Here is a 20,524-nt window from a genome sequence, read left to right on the forward strand (position 1 = left end):
GATAAATCCAGTATCGACATGCTGAATTGATTTTGATTAAAGTTGATAATTATCCGATTGTCTCTCACACCTGCTCCCGGCCCGGCAGCCTCTTCCAACCCAAAAGGAAGTTGAACAGGTATTATCTCTCTTTTTTGTATTTCTTTTTGAATGATTTCATCGTCGGCGCAGTACACAAAATAGTCTGAAGCGGTTTGGTTTTGAAGAATACGGAATTTTGAATCGATGTAGTTTTGCATCTCATAAGCATAGCGATCAAGATGATCGGGCGTTATATTCATGAGTACTGCAACATCGGCTTTAAACTCGTACATCCCATCCAGCTGAAAGCTACTCAGCTCGATTACATACACATCAAAATCCTCTTCGGCCACCTGCCAGGCATAACTTTTGCCCACATTACCTGCCAGCCCCACATTTAATCCTGCATTTTTTAAAATATGATAAGTTAAAAGCGTGGTGGTTGTTTTTCCGTTACTACCGGTTATACAAATGGTTTTAGCATTAGAAAAACGTCCGCCAAACTCTATCTCCGATAAAACCGGAGTCCCCTGCGCTTTTAGCTTTTTTACCAGGGGCGCCGTTTCAGGTATTCCCGGACTTTTTACCACCAGGCTTGCTGCCAAAATTTTTTCTTCTGAATGGCAACCGGCTTCAAAAGCGATATTATATGCAGAAAGAATATTCCGGTATTTTTCTTTTATGGTGCCAAGATCAGATACGATCACCTCGCACCCCTGTTTTTGCGCAAGAATGGCTGCTCCCACTCCGCTTTCACCAGCTCCTAATATGGCTACCAATTCTTTCAACCTATCTTATTTTTAATGTTGCTATTGTTACTACTGCCAGAATAATTCCGACAATCCAAAAGCGTGTTACAATTTTTGGTTCAGGAAAACCCTTTTTCTGAAAATGATGGTGAATGGGACTCATTAAAAACACCCTGCGTCCTTCGCCATGCTTTCTTTTGGTGTATTTAAACCAGCTCACCTGAATGACCACTGAAAGGTTTTCGATGAGGAAAATCCCACACAACAGGGGAATTAAAATCTCTTTACGGATAATTACCGCAAACACAGCTAAAATACCTCCCAAAGCCAAACTTCCGGTGTCGCCCATAAATACTTGTGCCGGAAAAGAATTATACCATAAAAACCCTACTGTTGCCCCAATAAATGCAGCAATAAAAACAGTTAATTCACCACTATTCGGGATGTACATGATATTCAGGTAATCAGCGTATATAATATTACCGCTTACATAAGCAAGAATACCAAGTGTAGCACCACTAATGGCTGAGGTACCGGTAGCCAGCCCATCAATACCATCGGTTAAGTTTGCTGCATTTGAAACAGCCGTTATAATTAAGATGATTGCAATGGCATAAACCAGCCATTTTAACCAGCTTGCAGCATCGCCGGCAAAAGCCACCAACCTGGCATAATCAAATTCATTCTTTTTAATAAAAGGGATGGTTGTTTTTGTCGACTTTACATCTTCGGTTACAAATTGGGTCACGGTTTCTCCGGTAACCGGGTCCTGTACCTCAACAGTCATATTTTTACCATTTTCATCGCGCACATGTTCGCGAACTTTTACATCATCGCTAATAAAAAGCGTGGCAGCCACAAAAAGACCTAAACTAACTTGTCCCAACACTTTAAATCTCCCGGCCAATCCTTTTTTATTCTTTCTAAAAACTTTAATGTAATCGTCGATAAAGCCAATAAGTCCTAAAAAGGCGGTGGTTATCAGCATTAAAAGGATATACACATTATCGAGCCGGGCAAAAAGCAAGGTGGGAATTATTATAGCCATCAGGATAATTATTCCGCCCATTGTTGGAGTACCCTGTTTTTGCATTTGTCCTTCGAGGCCCAGGTCACGAATTTCATCTCCAATCTGCCTGCGCTGTAAAATGCGAATCAATTTTTTCCCAAAAACAGTAGTTATCAGCAGCGAGAGAATAATTGCTGCTGCCGAACGAAATGAAATACCCGGTAACATCCCAATTCCGGGAATATCGTGTTCTGCCAATATTTCGTATAGCCAATAAAACATATCTTGCTTTTAATTTTGTATTCCAAAACAGTTTTTCACTTCCTCTCTGTCGTCAAAATGATGTTTCACACCATTCACCTCCTGGTAATCTTCGTGCCCTTTTCCGGCAATCAGGATAATGTCGCCCGGCTGCGCAAGCATCACCGCAGTTTTTATCGCATCGCGACGGCTAACTATTGAAACCACCTTGTTTTTATATTGTGCCTCAACTCCTGCTTCCATGTCTTTAATAATTGCTTCAGGGTCTTCGGTACGCGGATTATCAGAGGTTAAAATCACCTTATCGCTAGCCAGCAAAGCTTCCCTGGCCATTTCCGGCCGCTTTGTTTTATCGCGGTCGCCACCGGCGCCAACTACTGTTATCACCTGCTCGTTTCGGGTTCTGATTTCGCTAATAGCCAGCAACACATTTTTTAAAGCATCCGGGGTGTGTGCGTAATCAACAATGGCATATTTTCCGTCGTTGCTCCTAATGGTTTCAAAGCGTCCCTGTACCGATTTCAGGTTACTTATTGCCGTTAACACCTCATTTTTATCCTGGCCCAGCTCAACGGCAGTTGCATAAACAGCAAGCAAATTCGAGGCGTTAAACAAGCCAACAAAACGGGTCCATATTTCCTGCTCATCCATTTTTAATAGCATCCCATCAAAATGACTTTCAATAACCTTGCAGCGGTAGTCGGCCATGGTCCTATTCGAGTAGCTAAGTTTTCGGGCTGCTGTATTCTGAAGCATTACCATTCCATTTTTATCATCGGCATTGGTAAGGGCAAAAGCGCTTGACGGCAGCTCATCAAAAAAGGCTTTTTTGGCTTTAATGTATTCGGCAAATGTTTTGTGGTAATCAAGATGATCGTGGGTGATATTGGTAAAAATACCACCGGCAAACTGTATAGCTGCAATGCGCTGTTGATGAATGGCATGCGAGCTCACCTCCATAAAACAGAATTCGCAACCTTCAGCTGCCATTTCAGCCATAAGCTGCTGTATTTTTAATGCATTTGGAGTGGTATGTGAAGCGGTTTCTTCGCGTTCGTTTATTTTATAGGATATGGTGGAAATTAAGCCGGCGCTGTAGCCCTGCATCAAGAATAACTTATGCAGTAGGCTGGCAATGCTGGTTTTACCGTTTGTTCCGGTTACGCCAACAACTTTCATTTTTAACGATGGGAACCCGTAAAATGCAGCAGCAATTTCGCCCAAAACACGGGTCGAATCAGCTACCTGAACATAGGATACTTCAGCCACTTTTTCCTGGGGCAAATCTTCGCAAACAATAACCGAAGCACCTTTCTCGATAGCAATGTCAATAAACTTATGCCCATCAACTGAAACTCCTTTTTGTGCCACAAAAAGAAAACCGGCCTCCACTTTTCTCGAGTCGAATTCAACTCCGGCAACAGCTTTTTCAGCAGAGCCAATGTATTCAACAACCTCTATATGCTCTAATAAATCCTTTAGTTTCATCCTAACTTAATGCGAGATAAACCGTTTGCCCGGGGCGATAAGAGCTTCCGGGTTTTAACGATTGTTTTTTTACTTTTCCTATTCCGTTTATTTTCACTTTTAGTCCTGCATTCTCCATTAAATAAATGGCATTACTGGCTCCCATACCAATTACATTAGGTACAGCATTGGCCGGCACCACATTTTCCTGCAAAACAATTATGCTATCGTTAGCGCTGGGCAAAACCATTTTTGAGTCTGGCAGTCCCTGAATGTTTTTCAAGCTGAGTTCTTCTGCCAAGCGCAGAATATCTTCTCGCTGCCCACTTTTTATCTGTGGTGTATCTTCGTTTTCGCGTTTATTTTTTTCCGGAACTGCATTGAGTATCTGGCTTGCGTAAACTTTTTCTGAAATTTCTTTAAAAACAGGACCGGCAACTGCTGCTCCGTAAATTGAGTTGCGGGGTTTTTTAAAGGTTACAATTAACGAATACATTGGATTGTCGGCAGGAAAATAGCCAACAAAAGATGCGTAATAGGCTCCGTATTCGTAGCCTTTACCATCCGAACGTGCCACCCTGGCAGTTCCTGTTTTTCCAGCTACAGAAAAATGTTCTCCCTCAACACCCCTTCCTGTGCCGTTTTCGCATACTCCGCGCAACATGGCCTGAGCTTTGCCAATGGTTTCCTTCGACACAATCATCGGGTTAAGCACCTCTGGCTTAAAGGCTTTCACCAATGCTCCGTTGTTTCTAATTTCTTTCACCAGGCGGGGCTTCACCATAACACCATCATTAGCCACCGCATTATAAAAGTTCAGAATCTGCAATGGTGTAAGTCTTAGGTCGTAACCATAGGACATACGCCCCAAAGTGGTCGTTCCCCACCAATCGGCGTTTCCTGGGTACTTAATGTAGGGTTGTCCTTCACCGGCCAATTCCAGTTCCAGCGGTTTATGAATGCCAAAACCATAAATACGGTCGACATAGGCCTTCGGATCTGACGAATAGTTGGAAAGAATAACCTTTGCTGTTCCGATATTGGAAGACTGCTCCAGAATTTGCTTTACATTTACTTTTCCACAGGCATGATCGTCGGTAATGTTTTCTTGCGCCCAATACCCGTTTCCGGTGTCAAAAACATCGCTGGTATCCACCACTCCGTCTTCAAGGGCCACAACTAACGACACCAGCTTAAAAGTAGAGCCGGGCTCGTAACATCCGCGATGGCCTAAGGCATAATTATCTTTTTCGTAAAATCCGTCTTTTGTTTTTCCAAGGTTGGCAATAGCTTTTATCTCGCCTGTTTTTACTTCCATCAACACCGCAGTAGCCCATTCCGGATTCGATTTCAGTGCCTGTCTGTACAAGGCACTTTCGGTAATGTCCTGCATTTTTACATTGATGGTTGTAATGATATCCATTCCGTTTTGCGGCTCAATTTCGGTTCGGGTAACCCATCTTCCCGACAAGTTTTGCTTATAGCTTATGCCATTTTCTCCCCTGAGGTACATTTCGTAGGAACGCTCGAGGCCATTATAACCCACTGGTACAGGCGTAAGGGCATTGGCCTTATTTAGACTACCAATAGTTCGCTGAGCCAACATTCCCAAAGGATTAATTCGTTTATTTTCCTGCTCGATAATCATCCCTCCGCCAAAACGGCCACGACGCAAAATGGGAAAGTTCTTAAATTGCTGGAGTTGGTTGTAATCAATTTTTTGAGGTGTTAACAGGTAGCCACGGTTGTTATTATTATAGGCAGAACGCAAACGTCTCAGGTATTCTCGCTTCGAAGCATCTTTGTAAAAATCAGACAAGTACCAGGCCAGTGAATCAGCCTCCTTGTCAAACACCTTACGAACTCCTTCGGCTACCAAATCGATGCGAATTTTATATCCGGGTACCGAGGTTGCCAACACATTACCATCGTCGGCACAAATTGTACCTCTTACCGGAGGAATTATCACCGTATTGTTGCTAAGATTTTTTTCGATTTGCTGCCAGCGATCGTTTTTAATCTGCTGAACAGAAACAAGCTTAGCCACAACTACCACTCCGAACAACGACAGCACGAAGTATACAATTGCAATACGCGACAATATGGTTTTCCTAATTCCCACTTCTAATCTTCCTTTTCAACTGTTATTTTTTGCGGAGGACGAACCGGCTCCTGTAAACCAATTCCGGCCTCTTCTACTCGTTTAGCCACTTCCGACGGACGACTGGCATCCATCAACTTTGCCGAAAGCGTTACCGACTCTGACCTCAACTCGTTTAACTCCTCCTGCAAGACCACAATCTCGCGCAAGGTACTTTCCGACCAGTTTCGGTTAGCTATTAACAACAAAGCCAGCACCGCCAAAAAACCCACAAATGGCATTTGGCGCATCGTTCTGTCATCGGTAAGAATCGTCCCACCGATAAACGACTTCATCCCTGTTCTTTTTCTGGTATTTTTGCTTTGCTCTGCCATCCTCAAATTTTTTCTGCAATTCTTAATTTTGCACTTCTCGACCGCGAATTCTGTTTCTGCTCCTCGGCCGATGGCACAATTACCTTTCGGTTTATTAACCTAAAAGGCGACTGCACGTTTCCATAAAAGTCTTTTTCAATTTTCCCCTCAAGGTTTCCCGAGCGCATAAAATTTTTGCACAAACGATCTTCAAGGCTGTGATAGGTAAGAATTACCAGGCGTCCACCCGGCTTTATTAAATCAAGCGATGCCAGCAAAAACTCGCGCAAAGCCTCCATTTCAGCATTCACTTCAATACGAAGTGCCTGAAATACCTGGGCCAGATATTTGTTTTCAATAGCTTTGGGCGCGCAAGCCGAGGCAATTTCTTTTAAGCGAGTGGTTGTTTTTATTGGCGCTACTGATCGGGCTTTAATTAGCGTAGCCGTAAGTTTTCGGGCATTTTTTATCTCGCCAAACATTTTAAAAACCTGCAGTAGTCGCTCTTCATCGTAACTATTCACCACTTTTGCCGCATCAATTTCAGCATCGCGGTTCATTCGCATATCCAGGGCTGCATCAAAACGAAACGAAAAGCCACGATCTGCCTCATCAAATTCGTGCGATGAAACGCCCAAATCGGCAAAAATCGAATCAACCTGATTTACTCCGTAGTAGTGAAGGAAATTTTTAACGTACCTAAAATTATGTCTGATAAAAAAAAGCCGGTCATCCTTTAAGGCATTCCCGGCAGCATCTTCATCCTGATCAAATGCAAACAACCTGCCGCCGCTACCCAGCGATTCAAGAATCAAAGATGAATGCCCACCACCGCCAAAAGTGGCATCAACTACACTGGCATTGGCATGCAAATTCATACCCTCAATGCTCTCTTTTGCTAAAACCGGTATGTGATAAATGTCCGACATCTCCCCTACAAATCAAATTCTCTCAACATGTCCAGATACGCATCATCCGAAATATCGTCGCCTTTTGCCACGTCTTCGTTACTCAGGCTAATAGAAGCTCCCATTCCTAAAAATGAAACCCTGCCCTCCAGGTTCGCATACTTTAAATATTCATCAGGAATATTAATACGGCCGTTTGTTGCCAAACTAACCGGAGCAAAGTTCCGGAAGTACTGACGCAATGCCGCAAAATGAGCAGGATTGGTACTAGCCCTCACTTTGGCCTGAAATTTCTCCACCTTTTCCTGCCACACCTCCATCGGATGAATATCGAGGCATTTCCCCAGCCGGTTCTTTTCAAGCACCACCTGGTCAGGAATGTTTTCTCCCATGGCTTTTTTAAAAGCCGATGGCAAAACAACACGCCCTTTGTCGTCGATAGTCGCCTGATATGTACCTGCAAAAAATGCCATAAAGTGCTAAAAGTCTTTTTATCAAACGTAAAAATACAATTTTATTCCATTTCATGCCATTTTATTCCATTTCATTCCACTCAAATTTTTCGCACAACTGTTAATAAATCCACGTCAAAATGTTTAAAACATGTTAATCACTGTTGAAAACTACTTTTCATCCACTGAATAACAACTAATTAAACAAATCAAAAATGAATAAACATTCGTTAATAACTCATAATACAGAATTGAAAGGGCTGCATTAATGGCACGCCCCTGTTTGTTACTAATTTTTGTTATTGCAAAAAGCAGCAGGCTGTACCAAAAAATCGCAAAGGCCATATTTTTCAGATTGACCATTTTTTAGTTAATTGCTGCCGTAAACCATGCAAAAATGACAACAGAGCAACACTCAAAAAGCTATAAACCCATCCGAATAAGAGAGGTTTTTGCCGCCAAAAGCCCGGGATTAGCCAAAATTATTCCTGGCTTTATCTACCGCTACCTCAATAACATTTTGCACCTCGACGAGGTAAACACTTTTTTAGAAAAACACGGTCATTTAAAAGGGATTGAGTTTGTAGACAAAGTTGTTGAAGATTTTAATGTCAGGGAATTTGTGCACAATCCTGAAAATATTCCACAATCGGGTCGGTTTATTTTTGCAAGCAACCACCCACTTGGCGGTTTCGACGGTATGCTGCTGATGAAAAATGTTGAAGCACGCTTAGGGGCATTCAAATTTCTGGCCAACGATATTTTACTAAACATCCCGCAACTAAGCCCGGTATTTGTACCGGTAAACAAACACGGTGGCCATGCCCGCGAGGCAGCCAAAAAACTATCGGCATGCTACAATTCCGATGACCAGATTCTAATTTTTCCATCGGGGCTGGCATCTCGAAAAATAAAGGGCGAAATAATTGACCTGGAATGGAAAAAACATTTCATCACTAAAGCCATTCAACACAAACGGGATGTTATACCCGTCTTTATTAGCGGAAAAAACTCCAACCGCTTTTACCGTACGGCAAAACTTCGAAAATTTTTCAAACTCAAATGGAACCTTGAAATGTTTTTCCTGTCCGATGAAACAATGCGGCACAGGAACAAAGACGTTCACCTGTATTTTGGAGAACCCATACCTTACACAACTTTCAATGCATCAAAAACTCACCAGGAATGGGCACAATGGGTAAAAAATAAAGTTTACCAACTGAAAGAAAGTTCTGATTCAGCAAATTAAACAACAATATCGATTAGCTTTATCATGATTTTTTTAATTTTGTATTCCATTTTTCAAAAACAGGGCATCCGAAACCTGAAAGAGAATTAAGCGTATTGCATTGTGGATGGAGGCAATAACCTTTCAAGTTTTGGCAGAGAAATACGGACAGATAAAAAGTTTCGAATGAAAGATATAATAGCACCTATTTCAAAAGAAGCAATTTATGCAGAGTTAACACCTGAGAAATTGCTTCGAAAAACCAACAAAGGTGGTAACGAAATATACATAATTACAGCACATGACTCTCCGGCAATTATGCACGAATTAGGGCGACTTCGCGAGATCACCTTTCGCGATGCCGGAGGCGGAACAGGTAAAGAAACTGACATAGACAGTTACGACACAGCTCCTCAACCCTATAAACAACTAATTGTTTGGGACCCGGATGCCAAAGAAATTCTTGGAGGTTACCGCTATGTGCTATGTGCCGAAGCTCCCCGCGATGAAGCTGGCAACATTAAGCTGGCCACTTCCCGGGTTTTTCATTTTTCAAAAAAGTTTGAAGAGGAATACCTGCCCTATACACTCGAACTTGGCCGATCGTTTGTTCAACCGGCATACCAATCGAGCAAAGCAGGAGCCAAAGCACTTTTTGCACTCGACAATCTATGGGACGGACTTGGTGCCCTTACTGTTGACCATCCAGAGATTAAATATTTTTTTGGAAAAATTACAATGTATGAGCATTTTCATAATGAAGCTCGCAACCTGATTCAATATTTCTTTAAAAAATATTTCCGCGACAAAGAAAACCTTGTTTACCCTAAAGATCCGGTGGAATTTGACATTGACATTCCGGCGATGAAAAAGCTGTTTACCGGCGAAAATTACAAGGAAGACTACAAAATACTGGTACAAAATGTTCGTTCGTTTGATGAAAACATTCCACCACTTGTAAATGCGTACATGAACCTGTCGCCATCGATGAAAACCTTTGGAACGATAAAAAATGAGGTTTTTGGCAATGTGCTTGAAACCGGTATTATTTTAACCATTGACGACATTTACGAAGTTAAAGTTGACCGCCACATTGAAACCTATATAAAAGGAAAAGAGGATGACGAGTGGCCCACGCCTCGTTAGTACAAAAAAAGAATAACTCAAAAAAAATGCCCCGGTTCCTGATGGAGCCGGGGCATTTTAATATCCTATAATTTACTAGGCTAATACGCCCTTTCATCTTTTCCTTCAACAAAATTAATAAACGAACCGTTTACTACCCGGTTACCTCCAGGAGTAGGGTAGTTTCCGGTAAAATACCAGTCGCCCAAATCGTTAGGACAGGCCTTGTGCAAATTTTCAATAGACTGATACACAATCTCAACCTCTGCATTACAATCTTCGGGTTTTAACAATTCTGCAATTTTATCCGATACCTGCTCAGCGGTAAAAGGCTTATAAATCTCGCGTACATAATTTACCATTTCCTCTTTAGGTAAATTCTCTTGCTCCTTACACTTTTTATATACCTGCTGAATAATCGACTCTTTACCGTGGTCTTTCAGCAGCTCGATTGCCGCATTAAAAGCAATAAATTTGTCGAGGCGCGCCATATCAATTCCATAACAATCGGGATACCGGATTTGCGGCGCCGACGAAACTACAATAATCTTTTTCGGATTTAACCTGTCGAGTATTTTCAAAATACTTTTCTTTAGTGTTGTTCCCCGCACAATTGAGTCGTCGATAATCACCAGCGTATCTTTCTTTTTCTGAATAACGCCATAGGTAACATCGTAAACGTGTGCTACCAAATCGTCGCGACTTGCATCGTCGGCAATAAATGTCCGAAGCTTCACGTCTTTAATGGCAATTTTTTCAACCCGTGGCTCAAACGATAAAATCCGTTTGATATCTGCATCACTCAACGAACCGTTTTTTTGTTGAATTTGGTCGATTTTCCAATCTACCAGGTGGTGACGCACTCCATCAACCAAACCATAAAAAGCTGTTTCGGCTGTATTAGGAATATAAGAGAATACGGTATTTTCGTAATCGTAATCAACAGCTTTTAGCACAATTGGCGTAAGTAAACGTCCCAGTTGTTTACGTTCCTGATAAATGGACTTGTCGCTCCCCCGCGAGAAATAGATACGTTCGAAAGAACAGGATGTACGCTTGTGTGGCACCCTAATCATTTCTTTCGAAATTTTTCCATTCTTTTTAATTATTAATCCTTCGCCCGGACCAATTTCCTGCACATCGTCTTCCTGCAAATTCATTACCGTCTGAATAACAGGCCTTTCCGATGCCACCACAACAATTTCATCGTCGGCATAATAATGTGCCGGTCTTATTCCCCACGGATCCCGAACCACAAAAGCATCGCCATGCCCTATTAAACCGGCCATTGCATAACCTCCATCCCAGTCTTTCGATGCGCGCTCCAAAATATTCTGAATATCCAAATTCTGTTCAATCAGCGGAGAGATCATGTTATTATCGTAGCCCTCGTTTTTGTACCTTCTAAAAAGCAACTGGTTTTCTTCATCAAGAAAATGCCCAACTTTTTCCAACGCGGTTACGGTATCGGTATATGCTTTAGGATGCTGCCCCAGCTTAAGTAGTACGTTAAACAGCTCATCGGTATTGGTGAGGTTAAAATTACCGGCAAGCACCAGGTTTCGCGATTTCCAGTTGTTTTGCCGCATTACCGGATGCGTAAAATCAATACTGTTTTTACCAAAGGTACCATATCGCAAATGGCCCAGGTAAAGCGTTCCGGCAAACGGAAAATGCTTTTCTGCCCATTCGGGGTCTTGTATGTCAATGTCGTGTCGCTTAGCCTTTTTCAACGGTTTATTTACCTTATCAAAAACATCTTTTATCGGATTGGGCTCAACCGACCTAAACCGGCTGATGTACGGATTACCCGGCTCAAGCTCTGCTTTTACACAACAAATCCCGGCGCCGTCCTGTCCGCGGTTGTGTTGCTTTTCCATTAACAGGTAAAGCTTATTCAGGCCGTACTTCCAGGTACCATACTTTTTTTGATAATAAGATAGCGGTTTTAATAATCGTATTAATGCAATGCCACACTCGTGTTTAATCTGGTCACTCATACTGATTTGGTTTCAACAATGGAAATTCGATTACATCGGGAACAATAAAAGCAGAGGGATAATCTTTTTGAACCTGCTTATAAAGCTTTAGTGCTTCATTTTTAGTTCTGAAATCACCTACTCGAACGCGAAAATTCGGCGCAATAAATTTAATATGTACCGGAAAATCAGGATAGTTTGTAAGGAATTCGGTTTTGGTATCGAGGGCTTGCTTTTTTGCATCCAGTGCGGAACTAAAAAAGATTTCAACCCTGTAACCACTCATCCCCTCTCTTTTTTGGTTCTTTTCAATGTGCCATTTCAGCATTTTATCCAGCCGTGCATCTCTGTTCACATTCAAGCCTTCTAAAATTGCAATATCAGTTGAATCAACCGATACTTCTTCATTCAGATCGACCTGGGCGTACGAAAAAGTAATGGCCAGCATGCCTGCCAACAGCAGCAAAAAAGTCCTCATTATTCCTTTTTTATTGAGTGCGCAAATATAATTTAAAAACATCTAAAAGACGAACGGTTTTTATACACATATCATTGCCTTTAATCTTTAAGTAATATGCGGCGCGGAAAACAATACGCTTTGCTGTTGATATTTTTTAGACTTTTACATTTTAAAAGTTAGAATAACTTTGCCAAAATAATTTTAAGTAAGGGAGAAATGGGAAATATTGTTGAAGAATTTGGGAGGTACCGCGCTAAAATGAATGAAAAAATTTTGGCTGCCGACAATAAGGTTTTAAAACGAATATACAGTTTAGACACCTTAACCTACCAGGACGGCGCCTTAGGTGCCAACGTTAAAGAAATGCTGGGCCTGGCCACATCGTTGGTTTTACGTTGCGACGATTGTGTAAAATACCACTTAGAAAAATGTCATGAACTAAAGGTAAGTACAGAAGAAATTTTTGAAGTATTTAGTGTTGCCAACGTGGTTGGAGGTACTATCTGTATTCCGCATACACGAAGAGCGGTTGAATACTGGGAAGAGCTAAACAATTAAAAAAAGATTAAACAATTTGAGATATAATTGTTATTATTAAAAGCAAAAATAAAATAATTATGAGTAAAATATTCGCGATAACATCCTCAGGCAAAACAGAAAGATCTTTTCTCGACCTTCGTTTTGGCAAATGTGAATACCTGGTACTTTTTGATGTTGCGAAAAACCAATACGCCATCGAAGAGAATCCGTTTATTTCGGAACCACACAGTGGGATAAAGCTTGTAAACTACCTAAAAGAGCACGGCGTTACAACCATTGTTACCGGCGAGGTTGGGCCAATGGTTAGCGAACGGCTGGAAAAAGAAAAACTTCAGCTGGTACTTTTACACGAAGAACGCATAAGAGTTGACGAGATTATGGATCGCATTGGCAGTTAATACAATTTGTGATTCAGAAAAGGAATTAAAGCCAACTCAACGGCTTGTTTATACAGGACTGTGCGGCTAACTTTACCATTGGTTAAAAGGCCTACAGCTCCTGACTTTTGTTTTGAATTCACCTGGTTAAAAACAATATCGTTAGCTTCCCCAAGCTCATAACCTTCTTTAATGTATTCGGCAACTTGTGGTGGCAACTGAAACGAAGTTGTTCGGGCCCGGCCATAATTTTCCGCGGCTTTGATAACAATCCAGGCAAAAGCCTCGATTCCCGAAACGCCATATTCAATCCCTCCCTCAATACCAATCCAAAACGCAGCATCAGCATAATTTTGTTTGGCATTGTTTACGCGGTTTTCCGCCCCGGCCAGTGTTTCTGCATCGCTTTTCGGCTGATCTGAAACACCCGAATCAACCTCAACCCCTTCAACTTCAACATTATCAAAGTAGGTTTCAAAACCAAGCCTGGCAGCTTTTAGCTTTACCGGATTTTTTGAGGCAACTACAATCTTCATTCTTTTCTTTTTATAATTTTCATGCAAGTGAAACTTCATAAACCTGCCGGTTCTATTTCTTCACATCAAAAAAATTTACAACTGTGAAAAAATTACTTTTGGCGGAATTTAGCGATTTATTAGGAATTATTACTTTCGTTGGTCTCAAACGAATAACATGAAAGTACGAAAAGCAAAAGAGCAGGACCATAAAACGATTGTTGATTTTCAGTTGACAATGGCACGCGAAACAGAAGGCATTGAGTTGCACCAACCAACTGTTGAAGAAGGTGTTTATGCCGTTTTTAGCAACCCCAGCAAGGGATGTTACTACGTAGCCGAAACAGATGAACAAGTTGTTGGTTCGCTTTTAACCACCTTTGAATGGAGCGATTGGCGAAACGGCACGGTTTTATGGATTCAATCGGTTTATGTGCGGCCCGAGTTCAGAAGAAAAGGCATTTACCGCCGTATGTACTCGTTTCTGAAACAAAAGGTTATGGACGACCAAAGCCTGAAGGGAATTCGGCTTTATGCCGACAAATCAAACCAGGCAGCTCATAAAACCTACGAAACGCTGGGAATGAACCAAGACCATTATATTACGTTTGAATGGTTAAAATAATCAGCTTTTTACAAGTAAACAGGGCAAACATACATGCATGAGCAATTTTATTTATAAACTTATTGCAGAGGGGGAGCACCAGCAGCAGGATTTTAAGTTTTGCATAAACGACTCGAAAAAAATTGCCAAATCATTGGTTGCTTTTGCAAATACCGATGGCGGACGATTACTTATTGGTGTTAAAGATAACGGCAAAATTGCCGGAATAAGCAGCGATGAAGAATTTTACATGATTGAAGCTGCCGCCAAAATATACAGTAAGCCAGCTATTGATTTTACTACCCGCCAATGGAAAATTGGTGGCAAAACAGTTCTTGAAATAGGAATTGAGGCCAGTGCCTTAAAACCACACTTTGCAAAAGACGAAAATGGAAAATGGCTGGCCTACATCAGAAAAAAAGATGAAAATATTTTGGCGCATAAAATTCAGATAGAAGTATGGAAAAAAGCAAAAAGCCCAAAAGGCGTATATTTTACCTACTCTGATGATGAACGCTTTTTGATTGACTATTTAAGAAAAAATGAATTCATCACCTTTTCGAAATTTATGCGGCACCAACAATTGCATCGGAAAAAAGCAGAAGAAATTCTCAGTAACTTTGTAATTATAGATATTATAAAAATGAATACGACCCAGGAGGGAACTTTTTTCACCTTAAACACAGCGTTTGATGCATTGGAAATGGAAAAGTTCGGAGAACGTTAACAAACCAATACAATTTTTTATTGTTTATTTCATATTCGCTGCTTAAAATGCGATACTTTTATACAATCAAAATAAAACACAATTAATATGTTACAGAAAATTTATATCGCACTACTGTTATCGGCATTTGGTTTTGTAGCCCTGGGGCAAGACGCCTATCTGAATGCAGAATCGGAGCAAACCGACAAGGTGTACCAGGGAGGGAAACCATACAATGTAAAAATGTACCCACAGGAATTTAAATCGGAAAAACCCAAAAATATTATTTTCCTGATTGGAGACGGAATGGGTGTAAGCCAGGTTTTTGCAGGATTAACAGCCAACCAGGGTAAATTATTTATTGAAAACTGCCGTTACATTGGTTTTTCCAAAACACAGTCGGCCGACAATTATATTACCGACTCTGCAGCTGGAGGAACTGCACTGTCGTGTGGGGTTAAAACCTACAACGGCGCAATTGGCGTTGATGCCGATACTATGAAAATTACCTCTATTTTAGAAGAAGCTGAAGAACACGGACTGGCAACCGGACTTGTTTCAACGTCGTCGATTACACACGCTACACCGGCCTCTTTTATTGCACATCAGCCCAACCGTGGCATGTACGAGCATATTGCTGCCGATTTTTTAGAAATTGATATTGATGTATTCATTGGCGGTGGAATTGCCCACTTTATTAACCGGAAAGATGGACGAAACTTAGTTGAAGAATTAAAAAACAAAGGTTATACTGTTGAAAACGACATAAAAAAGATGTCGAAAATTAAGAAGGGGAAATTAGCCGGGTTAACTGCTGAGGTGCACAACGGACGGATGGAAGAACGAGGCGACATGTTGCCAATGGCTACAAATACCGCTTTAAATATTCTGTCGAACAATAATAAAGGATTTTTTCTGATGGTGGAAGGCTCTCAAATAGATTGGGGCGGCCATGCCAACAGCACCGTTTATATTGTAGAAGACATGCTTGATTTTGATGAAACAGTAGGTGAAGCCATAAAATTTGCTGCCAAAGATGGGGAAACTCTTGTATTGGTAACTGCCGACCATGAAACAGGAGGCATGGCCTTAACCGGTGGCAACATAAGCACCGGCATGGTAAAAGCCGGCTATCCCACCAAAAGCCATACCGGTGTAATGGTTCCGGTTTTTGCTTATGGCCCCGGAGCTAAAAAATTCATTGGGATTATGGATAACACCGATATTCACCATAAAATGAAAAAGCTTTTGCTTAACAAGTAAGCTTTAGCTAATTCGGATGAAACCGGTATTGAGTCATCATGTTCAGTACCGGTTTTTTATGATTTCTCGTCATTGTTTACTATTTTCCCCTTCAATTTACAACTTGTGAAAAAACATGGCTAAACATCGCAGAGCGGAAAACACCAGGATCATCCATGCGAGTTCCATGTGATACCAGTAAAAACTATCAATTTAATTCACATGAAAGAAGCGCTGGAAGTTCTTGATAATGTCAGGCTAAATTTCTCTCCCACCGGTTTATTCGCACTTAACGTTACCATAGCATTTATAATGTTTGGTGTTGCACTCGACATTAAAATCGAGCATTTTAAGCAGCTTGTTATGCGTCCAAAATCAGTAATTATTGGCGTAATTTCTCAATTCTTGCTATTACCGGCTGTAACATTTCTACTTGTGCTCTTGCTTAATCCAACTCCTACGGTAGCGCTTGGTATGTTGCTAATTGCCTCGTGCCCCGGAGGCAACATCTCAAATTTTATGAGTGCATTGGCTAAGGGCAACCTGGCACTTTCTGTTAGTTTAACAGCTATTGCTACTTTGGCCGCCACTTTTATGACCCCAATTAACTTTGCCTTGTGGGGCGATTTGTTTATTAATTTTTACAATACCTCGGGTGGCGGCGAATACCTGGTACCCATAAAAATTGACTTCTTCCAAATGGTACAAACCGTGGTAATTTTATTGGGTATTCCTGTTGTTGCCGGCCTACTTGTTGCCCAATACCTGCCCTTACTAACACTAAAAATTAAAAAACCTATCCGAAAAATATCCATCGTAATTTTTATCGGTTTTGTTATTGCTTTGCTGAGCGCTAACTTCGAACACTTTAAAAATTTCATTCATCTGGTGTTCCTGATTGTTCTTATTCATAATGCCCTTGCCTTAATTACCGGATTTAGTATTAGCAGTTTGTTTCGGCTACCACGCATGGATAAGCGCACCATTACCATTGAAACCGGCATACAAAATTCAGGTCTGGCGCTGGTGTTAATGTTCAACCCAAAAATATTCCCCCCAGAGCTTGAATTGGGAGGCATGACAATTATTGCCGCCTGGTGGGGCGTTTGGCATATTTTAAGTGGTTTTGCTGTATCTTCGTTTATGTCGCGATTTAAATTAACCCGTTAAGTTTTGCCTTTAAAATGAAATATGAAAAGTGGTCGTTGGGCTATTGGCTTTTAAAGCAGTACATCCGTTTTACCGATTGGATTATTCATGATAAAGTTGTTTTAAACGGCATAGAAAATATTCCAAAAAACAAACCAATACTTTTTGCACCCAACCATCAGAATGCTTTAAGCGATCCTATGGCCATTCTCCTACACACGCGTTTTCAACCGGTTTGGCTGGCCCGAGCCGATATATTTAAACCCGGAATTATTACGCTAATTCTTCGTTTTTTAAAAATAATGCCGGTTTACCGTTTGCGCGATGGAAAAGAGCAACTAGCAAAAAACGATAAAACCTTTGCCGATTCGGTTAAGGTGCTAAAAAACAATGGTGCCCTGGCTCTTTTTCCCGAGGCAGCACATTCGGCTAAACGCCAGATGTTACCCCATAAAAAAGCCGTTCCGCGTATTGTTTTTATGGCCGAAGAGAAAGCGCAAAACCAACTCGACATTCATATTATTCCAACGGGTATTTATTACAGCAGCTATTGGAAATTTAACCGCAGTATTTTGGTAAACTTTGGAAAACCAATTTTGGTAAACAACTATCTTGAATCCTATAAAAACAATGCCAATTACGCAACCCTTGCCTTGCGCAATGATCTTGAAAAAGCCATTACCCCGCTTACCTTAGCAATTAAAAGTAAAACACATTACAATTGTATTGAGCAAATCAGACTGATTTTTGGAAATGCTCATGCCCACAGGCTGCAAAAAGAAAAAGGATTAAAGCAACGTTTTCTGGCCGACCAGCACCTGGTGAAAAAACTTGACCAGCTGGAACAGAAAAACCAAAAAAAAATTCAAGAACTGTGCAAGGCTGCTGCAAAACTTGATGAAACTGCTCGAAAATATGGTTTACGCACCTGGCTGATTGAGAATCATGAAAACAATTTTATCAAGCTTGGTATGAATAAACTACTACTGCTTTTGAGTTTTCCTGTTTTCGCTTTTGGCTTTATTTTTAATGCTGTCCCATTTATTACTATCGATAAAATTGTACGAAAAAAAGTAAACGACTATGCTTTCTGGAGTTCATTTTTCTTAGTACTTGGATTCACCATTTTTCCCCTATTCTACTTTCTCGAACTATGGGCCGTTTCATGGTTGTTAACTGCAGTATGGCACAAAGTTTTATTCTTATGTTTGTTGCCTTTTACCGGGAAATTTGCTTTTCGTTGGTATATTTTATTGCTCAAAACAACAGGCCGGGCACGACTGCTTTTTCTCCAGGTCTTTAATCCTTCAGTCTGGAGAAATGTAAAGCAGCAACAAGAACAACTTTTTAATGACCTAAATAAAAGTACACGATAATTTCTGGAGACTACTTAATACAAAGACCATGGCCGAAAAACTAAAAGACATCCTGTTTCCGCTGGAAAAAGTTCAGCTTTTTTCAAGAGTTCTAAAAGAAGTTTATCCACCGTTTCAATCGGAAGCTTTTGTTAATGCTGTTTGCGACCAACAATGGCCCGAGCGTGAACTCAAGGAAAAAATGCGACACACCACACTAAGTCTCCACCGTTTCCTTCCTGCCGACTTTAAGGAAGCCATAGCTATTCTGCTTGCTATTGTTCCAAAAGTAAGTGGCTTTGAAGCCATTGTTTTACCCGATTATGTGGAGGTTTACGGACAAGAACATTGGGACATTTCACTTCCTGCTTTGGGAGAATTCACAAAATGTGGCAGTTCCGAATTTGGCATAAGGCCGTTTTTAAATAAGAATACCGAAGCGACCATGAAATATATGCTTGCCTGGGCCGACAGTGACGATTTTAGGGTGCGGCGATTTGCCAGCGAAGGTTGTCGCCCTCGCCTCCCCTGGGCATCAGCAGTACCGGCACTAAAAAAAGACCCCTCGCTTATTCTTCCTATTCTTGAGAAATTAAAGAATGATCCGGAAGAATTTGTGCGAAAAAGTGTGGCCAACAACCTGAATGACATCTCGAAAGATCATCCGGAACTGGTACTTGATTTATGCATACGCTGGCAGGGAATAGCTAAAAACACCAACTGGATTATTAAACATGCCTGCCGTACCTTGCTTAAACAAGGGAATAAAAAAGCCATGCTTTTATTTGGGTTTGCCAATCCGGAATTAATGCAAGTGGAGCAGCTCAATTTTTCAAATTCTTCACCGGCCATTGGCGATGATATCTCTTTCAGCTTTAAGCTGAATTTAGCCACCAAACAAAAGCAAAAAGTTCGCATCGAATACATTGTGCACTATGTAAAAGCAAGCGGAAAAACATCGCCAAAAATATTTCAGATTAAAGAAGTTGAAATGCCTCCGGGCAAGCACAGTATCACAAAAAACCATTCGTTTAAAAACAGGTCTACCCGTAAACACTACCCGGGCCAACACCAATTTGAGATTGTAATTAACGGCGAAAGAAAAGCAAGCGGCTACATCGGGCTGGGTTAATACTTACCGTTATTATGAGAATTGCTGTTTTACATAAAACATGGCACTATTCTTGCATTCTTTTTAAACTTAAAAATTAGTGCCATGAAAACTATTTACCTTATCTGTGCAGGCGCACTGCTACTTCTGTTAAGTGCCTGCAGCGGAGTTCCGCTAACAATTAAAAGTCCCGAGAACAACGACACCTACAACGTAGAATACCTGTTTGAATATGATGGGTGTAAAGTATACCGTTTTTACGATCGTGGCGAATACGTGTACTTCACAAATTGCATGGGCGATGTTACCAGCTTTGCCAAAGACTCAACAAACACCCGAATTGAAAATCATGTTCGTATACTTCCTGAGAATTAAACGGGAAAACAGTACTTCAAAACATCTCCCTGCTTAAAAGCATTTGACTACTGTTAAAAATAAACCATATTGTAAAAAAGTTTGTGCGCACCAATTAATACAAAGCAAAAAAGTCCCGCCACTGGCGAGACTTTTACTGTAAGCAATATAATAACTATACTAGTTTTACATTAACTGCGTTAAGCCCTTTACGGCCTTCTTCCAAGTCAAATGTTACTTCGTCATTTTCTTGGATTTCATCTTTACATCCGCTAACGTGTACGAAATACTCTTTTGTTGATTCTGCATCTTTAATAAATCCAAACCCTTTGGTATCATTAAAGAATTTTACTGTTCCTTTATTCATGATATTTTTAAAAAATTATTGGCCGCAATCTACAACTATTTCTTAAAAAAACATCAGAATTTATACACTGGAGTTCTTTTTTTGATTAAAA

Annotated in this window: 22 protein-coding genes; 11 read left to right on the forward strand and 11 right to left on the reverse strand. The window is 40.9% G+C overall.

Annotated elements, in window-relative coordinates; genetic code table 11:
- The 7 genes from QZ574_RS17320 to QZ574_RS17350 form a co-directional block, all read right to left on the reverse strand.
- The coding region (locus tag QZ574_RS17320; protein ID WP_297091863.1) for a Mur ligase family protein at positions 1–809 on the reverse strand (809 nt) is incomplete at its 3' end.
- A 1-nt stretch (position 810) separates the two neighbouring features.
- A complete protein-coding gene (mraY, locus tag QZ574_RS17325; RefSeq protein WP_297091865.1) occupies positions 811–2,061 on the reverse strand; it encodes a phospho-N-acetylmuramoyl-pentapeptide-transferase in 1,251 nt (416 codons plus the stop codon).
- Positions 2,062–2,070: 9 nt separating this feature from the next.
- Positions 2,071–3,528, reverse strand: coding sequence for a UDP-N-acetylmuramoyl-L-alanyl-D-glutamate--2,6-diaminopimelate ligase (locus tag QZ574_RS17330; RefSeq protein WP_297091867.1), 1,458 nt, complete (start codon positions 3,526–3,528; stop codon positions 2,071–2,073).
- 1 nt (position 3,529) lies between these two features.
- Complete coding sequence (locus tag QZ574_RS17335) at positions 3,530–5,629, reverse strand: penicillin-binding protein (protein WP_297091869.1); 2,100 nt, start codon at positions 5,627–5,629, stop codon at positions 3,530–3,532.
- A 2-nt stretch (positions 5,630–5,631) separates the two neighbouring features.
- On the reverse strand, positions 5,632–5,943 hold the full coding sequence (locus QZ574_RS17340) for an FtsL-like putative cell division protein (protein WP_297091871.1): 312 nt from the start codon (positions 5,941–5,943) through the stop codon (positions 5,632–5,634).
- Between the two features lie 41 nt (positions 5,944–5,984).
- The gene (gene rsmH / locus QZ574_RS17345) at positions 5,985–6,890 is read right to left on the reverse strand and encodes a 16S rRNA (cytosine(1402)-N(4))-methyltransferase RsmH (RefSeq protein ID WP_297091873.1); all 906 of its coding nucleotides are present in this window, start codon (positions 6,888–6,890) and stop codon (positions 5,985–5,987) included.
- Between the two features lie 5 nt (positions 6,891–6,895).
- Positions 6,896–7,342, reverse strand: coding sequence for a hypothetical protein (locus tag QZ574_RS17350; RefSeq protein WP_297091876.1), 447 nt, complete (start codon positions 7,340–7,342; stop codon positions 6,896–6,898).
- 376 nt (positions 7,343–7,718) lie between these two features.
- On the opposite strand from QZ574_RS17350, the gene QZ574_RS17355 reads away from it, so the two are divergent.
- Both QZ574_RS17355 and QZ574_RS17360 read left to right on the forward strand, forming a co-directional pair.
- A complete protein-coding gene (locus QZ574_RS17355) occupies positions 7,719–8,570 on the forward strand; it encodes a 1-acyl-sn-glycerol-3-phosphate acyltransferase (protein ID WP_297091877.1) in 852 nt (283 codons plus the stop codon).
- Positions 8,571–8,735: 165 nt separating this feature from the next.
- Positions 8,736–9,695 (forward strand): GNAT family N-acetyltransferase, encoded by a 960-nt coding sequence (locus QZ574_RS17360; protein WP_297091879.1) that lies wholly within the window; start codon positions 8,736–8,738, stop codon positions 9,693–9,695.
- An 80-nt stretch (positions 9,696–9,775) separates the two neighbouring features.
- Here QZ574_RS17360 and QZ574_RS17365 read toward each other — a convergent pair whose 3' ends face one another.
- Positions 9,776–11,674, reverse strand: coding sequence for an amidophosphoribosyltransferase (locus tag QZ574_RS17365; protein ID WP_297091881.1), 1,899 nt, complete (start codon positions 11,672–11,674; stop codon positions 9,776–9,778).
- Entirely contained in the window at positions 11,667–12,131 is a 465-nt protein-coding gene (locus QZ574_RS17370) for an SPOR domain-containing protein (RefSeq protein WP_297091883.1), read from the reverse strand. The genes QZ574_RS17365 and QZ574_RS17370 overlap by 8 nt, the downstream gene beginning before the upstream one ends.
- A 198-nt stretch (positions 12,132–12,329) precedes the next feature.
- Between QZ574_RS17370 and QZ574_RS17375 the strand changes: the two genes are divergently transcribed.
- Both QZ574_RS17375 and QZ574_RS17380 read left to right on the forward strand, forming a co-directional pair.
- The gene (locus tag QZ574_RS17375; RefSeq protein ID WP_297091886.1) at positions 12,330–12,671 is read left to right on the forward strand and encodes a carboxymuconolactone decarboxylase family protein; all 342 of its coding nucleotides are present in this window, start codon (positions 12,330–12,332) and stop codon (positions 12,669–12,671) included.
- A 59-nt stretch (positions 12,672–12,730) separates the two neighbouring features.
- Positions 12,731–13,051 (forward strand): NifB/NifX family molybdenum-iron cluster-binding protein, encoded by a 321-nt coding sequence (locus QZ574_RS17380; RefSeq protein WP_297091888.1) that lies wholly within the window; start codon positions 12,731–12,733, stop codon positions 13,049–13,051.
- Here the strand turns inward: QZ574_RS17380 and yjjX are convergent.
- Positions 13,048–13,566 (reverse strand): inosine/xanthosine triphosphatase, encoded by a 519-nt coding sequence (gene yjjX / locus QZ574_RS17385; RefSeq protein ID WP_297091890.1) that lies wholly within the window; start codon positions 13,564–13,566, stop codon positions 13,048–13,050. The two genes, QZ574_RS17380 and yjjX, sit on opposite strands and share 4 nt — an antisense overlap.
- Positions 13,567–13,723: 157 nt before the next feature.
- Here yjjX and QZ574_RS17390 point away from each other — a divergent pair, with 157 nt between their 5' ends.
- From QZ574_RS17390 to QZ574_RS17420, 7 genes are all read left to right on the forward strand, one after another.
- The gene (locus tag QZ574_RS17390) at positions 13,724–14,170 is read left to right on the forward strand and encodes a GNAT family N-acetyltransferase (RefSeq protein ID WP_297091892.1); all 447 of its coding nucleotides are present in this window, start codon (positions 13,724–13,726) and stop codon (positions 14,168–14,170) included.
- A 37-nt stretch (positions 14,171–14,207) separates the two neighbouring features.
- The gene (locus tag QZ574_RS17395; protein ID WP_297091894.1) at positions 14,208–14,876 is read left to right on the forward strand and encodes an RNA-binding domain-containing protein; all 669 of its coding nucleotides are present in this window, start codon (positions 14,208–14,210) and stop codon (positions 14,874–14,876) included.
- A gap of 87 nt (positions 14,877–14,963) precedes the next feature.
- Positions 14,964–16,118, forward strand: coding sequence for an alkaline phosphatase (locus QZ574_RS17400; protein WP_297091896.1), 1,155 nt, complete (start codon positions 14,964–14,966; stop codon positions 16,116–16,118).
- A 201-nt stretch (positions 16,119–16,319) separates the two neighbouring features.
- Complete coding sequence (locus QZ574_RS17405) at positions 16,320–17,267, forward strand: bile acid:sodium symporter family protein (protein ID WP_297091898.1); 948 nt, start codon at positions 16,320–16,322, stop codon at positions 17,265–17,267.
- A gap of 14 nt (positions 17,268–17,281) precedes the next feature.
- Positions 17,282–18,622, forward strand: coding sequence for a 1-acyl-sn-glycerol-3-phosphate acyltransferase (locus tag QZ574_RS17410; RefSeq protein WP_297091900.1), 1,341 nt, complete (start codon positions 17,282–17,284; stop codon positions 18,620–18,622).
- A 28-nt stretch (positions 18,623–18,650) separates the two neighbouring features.
- Positions 18,651–19,733 carry a DNA alkylation repair protein gene (locus QZ574_RS17415; protein ID WP_297091902.1) on the forward strand — a complete coding sequence of 361 codons (1,083 nt, stop codon included), beginning with the start codon at positions 18,651–18,653 and terminating at the stop codon, positions 19,731–19,733.
- A gap of 84 nt (positions 19,734–19,817) precedes the next feature.
- Complete coding sequence (locus QZ574_RS17420; RefSeq protein ID WP_297091904.1) at positions 19,818–20,087, forward strand: DUF4884 domain-containing protein; 270 nt, start codon at positions 19,818–19,820, stop codon at positions 20,085–20,087.
- Positions 20,088–20,241: 154 nt separating this feature from the next.
- On the opposite strand, the gene QZ574_RS17425 is transcribed toward QZ574_RS17420, so the two are convergent.
- The gene (locus QZ574_RS17425) at positions 20,242–20,433 is read right to left on the reverse strand and encodes a cold shock domain-containing protein (RefSeq protein ID WP_297091906.1); all 192 of its coding nucleotides are present in this window, start codon (positions 20,431–20,433) and stop codon (positions 20,242–20,244) included.
- Positions 20,434–20,524: the final 91 nt, after the last annotated feature.

Source organism: uncultured Draconibacterium sp., assembly GCF_913063105.1.
GTDB lineage: Bacteria > Bacteroidota > Bacteroidia > Bacteroidales > Prolixibacteraceae > Draconibacterium.

Coding starts and splice junctions, on each gene's coding strand:
- yjjX (WP_297091890.1), bottom strand. CDS start 13,566: ATGAAGATTGTAGTTGCCTCAAAAAATCCGGTAAAGCTAAAAGCTGCC.
- QZ574_RS17415 (WP_297091902.1), top strand. CDS start 18,651: ATGGCCGAAAAACTAAAAGACATCCTGTTTCCGCTGGAAAAAGTTCAG.
- QZ574_RS17340 (WP_297091871.1), bottom strand. CDS start 5,943: ATGAAGTCGTTTATCGGTGGGACGATTCTTACCGATGACAGAACGATG.
- QZ574_RS17380 (WP_297091888.1), top strand. CDS start 12,731: ATGAGTAAAATATTCGCGATAACATCCTCAGGCAAAACAGAAAGATCT.
- QZ574_RS17375 (WP_297091886.1), top strand. CDS start 12,330: ATGGGAAATATTGTTGAAGAATTTGGGAGGTACCGCGCTAAAATGAAT.
- QZ574_RS17390 (WP_297091892.1), top strand. CDS start 13,724: ATGAAAGTACGAAAAGCAAAAGAGCAGGACCATAAAACGATTGTTGAT.
- QZ574_RS17395 (WP_297091894.1), top strand. CDS start 14,208: ATGAGCAATTTTATTTATAAACTTATTGCAGAGGGGGAGCACCAGCAG.
- QZ574_RS17410 (WP_297091900.1), top strand. CDS start 17,282: ATGAAATATGAAAAGTGGTCGTTGGGCTATTGGCTTTTAAAGCAGTAC.
- QZ574_RS17370 (WP_297091883.1), bottom strand. CDS start 12,131: ATGAGGACTTTTTTGCTGCTGTTGGCAGGCATGCTGGCCATTACTTTT.
- QZ574_RS17420 (WP_297091904.1), top strand. CDS start 19,818: ATGAAAACTATTTACCTTATCTGTGCAGGCGCACTGCTACTTCTGTTA.
- QZ574_RS17400 (WP_297091896.1), top strand. CDS start 14,964: ATGTTACAGAAAATTTATATCGCACTACTGTTATCGGCATTTGGTTTT.
- QZ574_RS17360 (WP_297091879.1), top strand. CDS start 8,736: ATGAAAGATATAATAGCACCTATTTCAAAAGAAGCAATTTATGCAGAG.
- QZ574_RS17365 (WP_297091881.1), bottom strand. CDS start 11,674: ATGAGTGACCAGATTAAACACGAGTGTGGCATTGCATTAATACGATTA.
- QZ574_RS17330 (WP_297091867.1), bottom strand. CDS start 3,528: ATGAAACTAAAGGATTTATTAGAGCATATAGAGGTTGTTGAATACATT.
- QZ574_RS17350 (WP_297091876.1), bottom strand. CDS start 7,342: ATGGCATTTTTTGCAGGTACATATCAGGCGACTATCGACGACAAAGGG.
- QZ574_RS17355 (WP_297091877.1), top strand. CDS start 7,719: ATGACAACAGAGCAACACTCAAAAAGCTATAAACCCATCCGAATAAGA.
- rsmH (WP_297091873.1), bottom strand. CDS start 6,890: ATGTCGGACATTTATCACATACCGGTTTTAGCAAAAGAGAGCATTGAG.
- QZ574_RS17405 (WP_297091898.1), top strand. CDS start 16,320: ATGAAAGAAGCGCTGGAAGTTCTTGATAATGTCAGGCTAAATTTCTCT.
- mraY (WP_297091865.1), bottom strand. CDS start 2,061: ATGTTTTATTGGCTATACGAAATATTGGCAGAACACGATATTCCCGGA.
- QZ574_RS17425 (WP_297091906.1), bottom strand. CDS start 20,433: ATGAATAAAGGAACAGTAAAATTCTTTAATGATACCAAAGGGTTTGGA.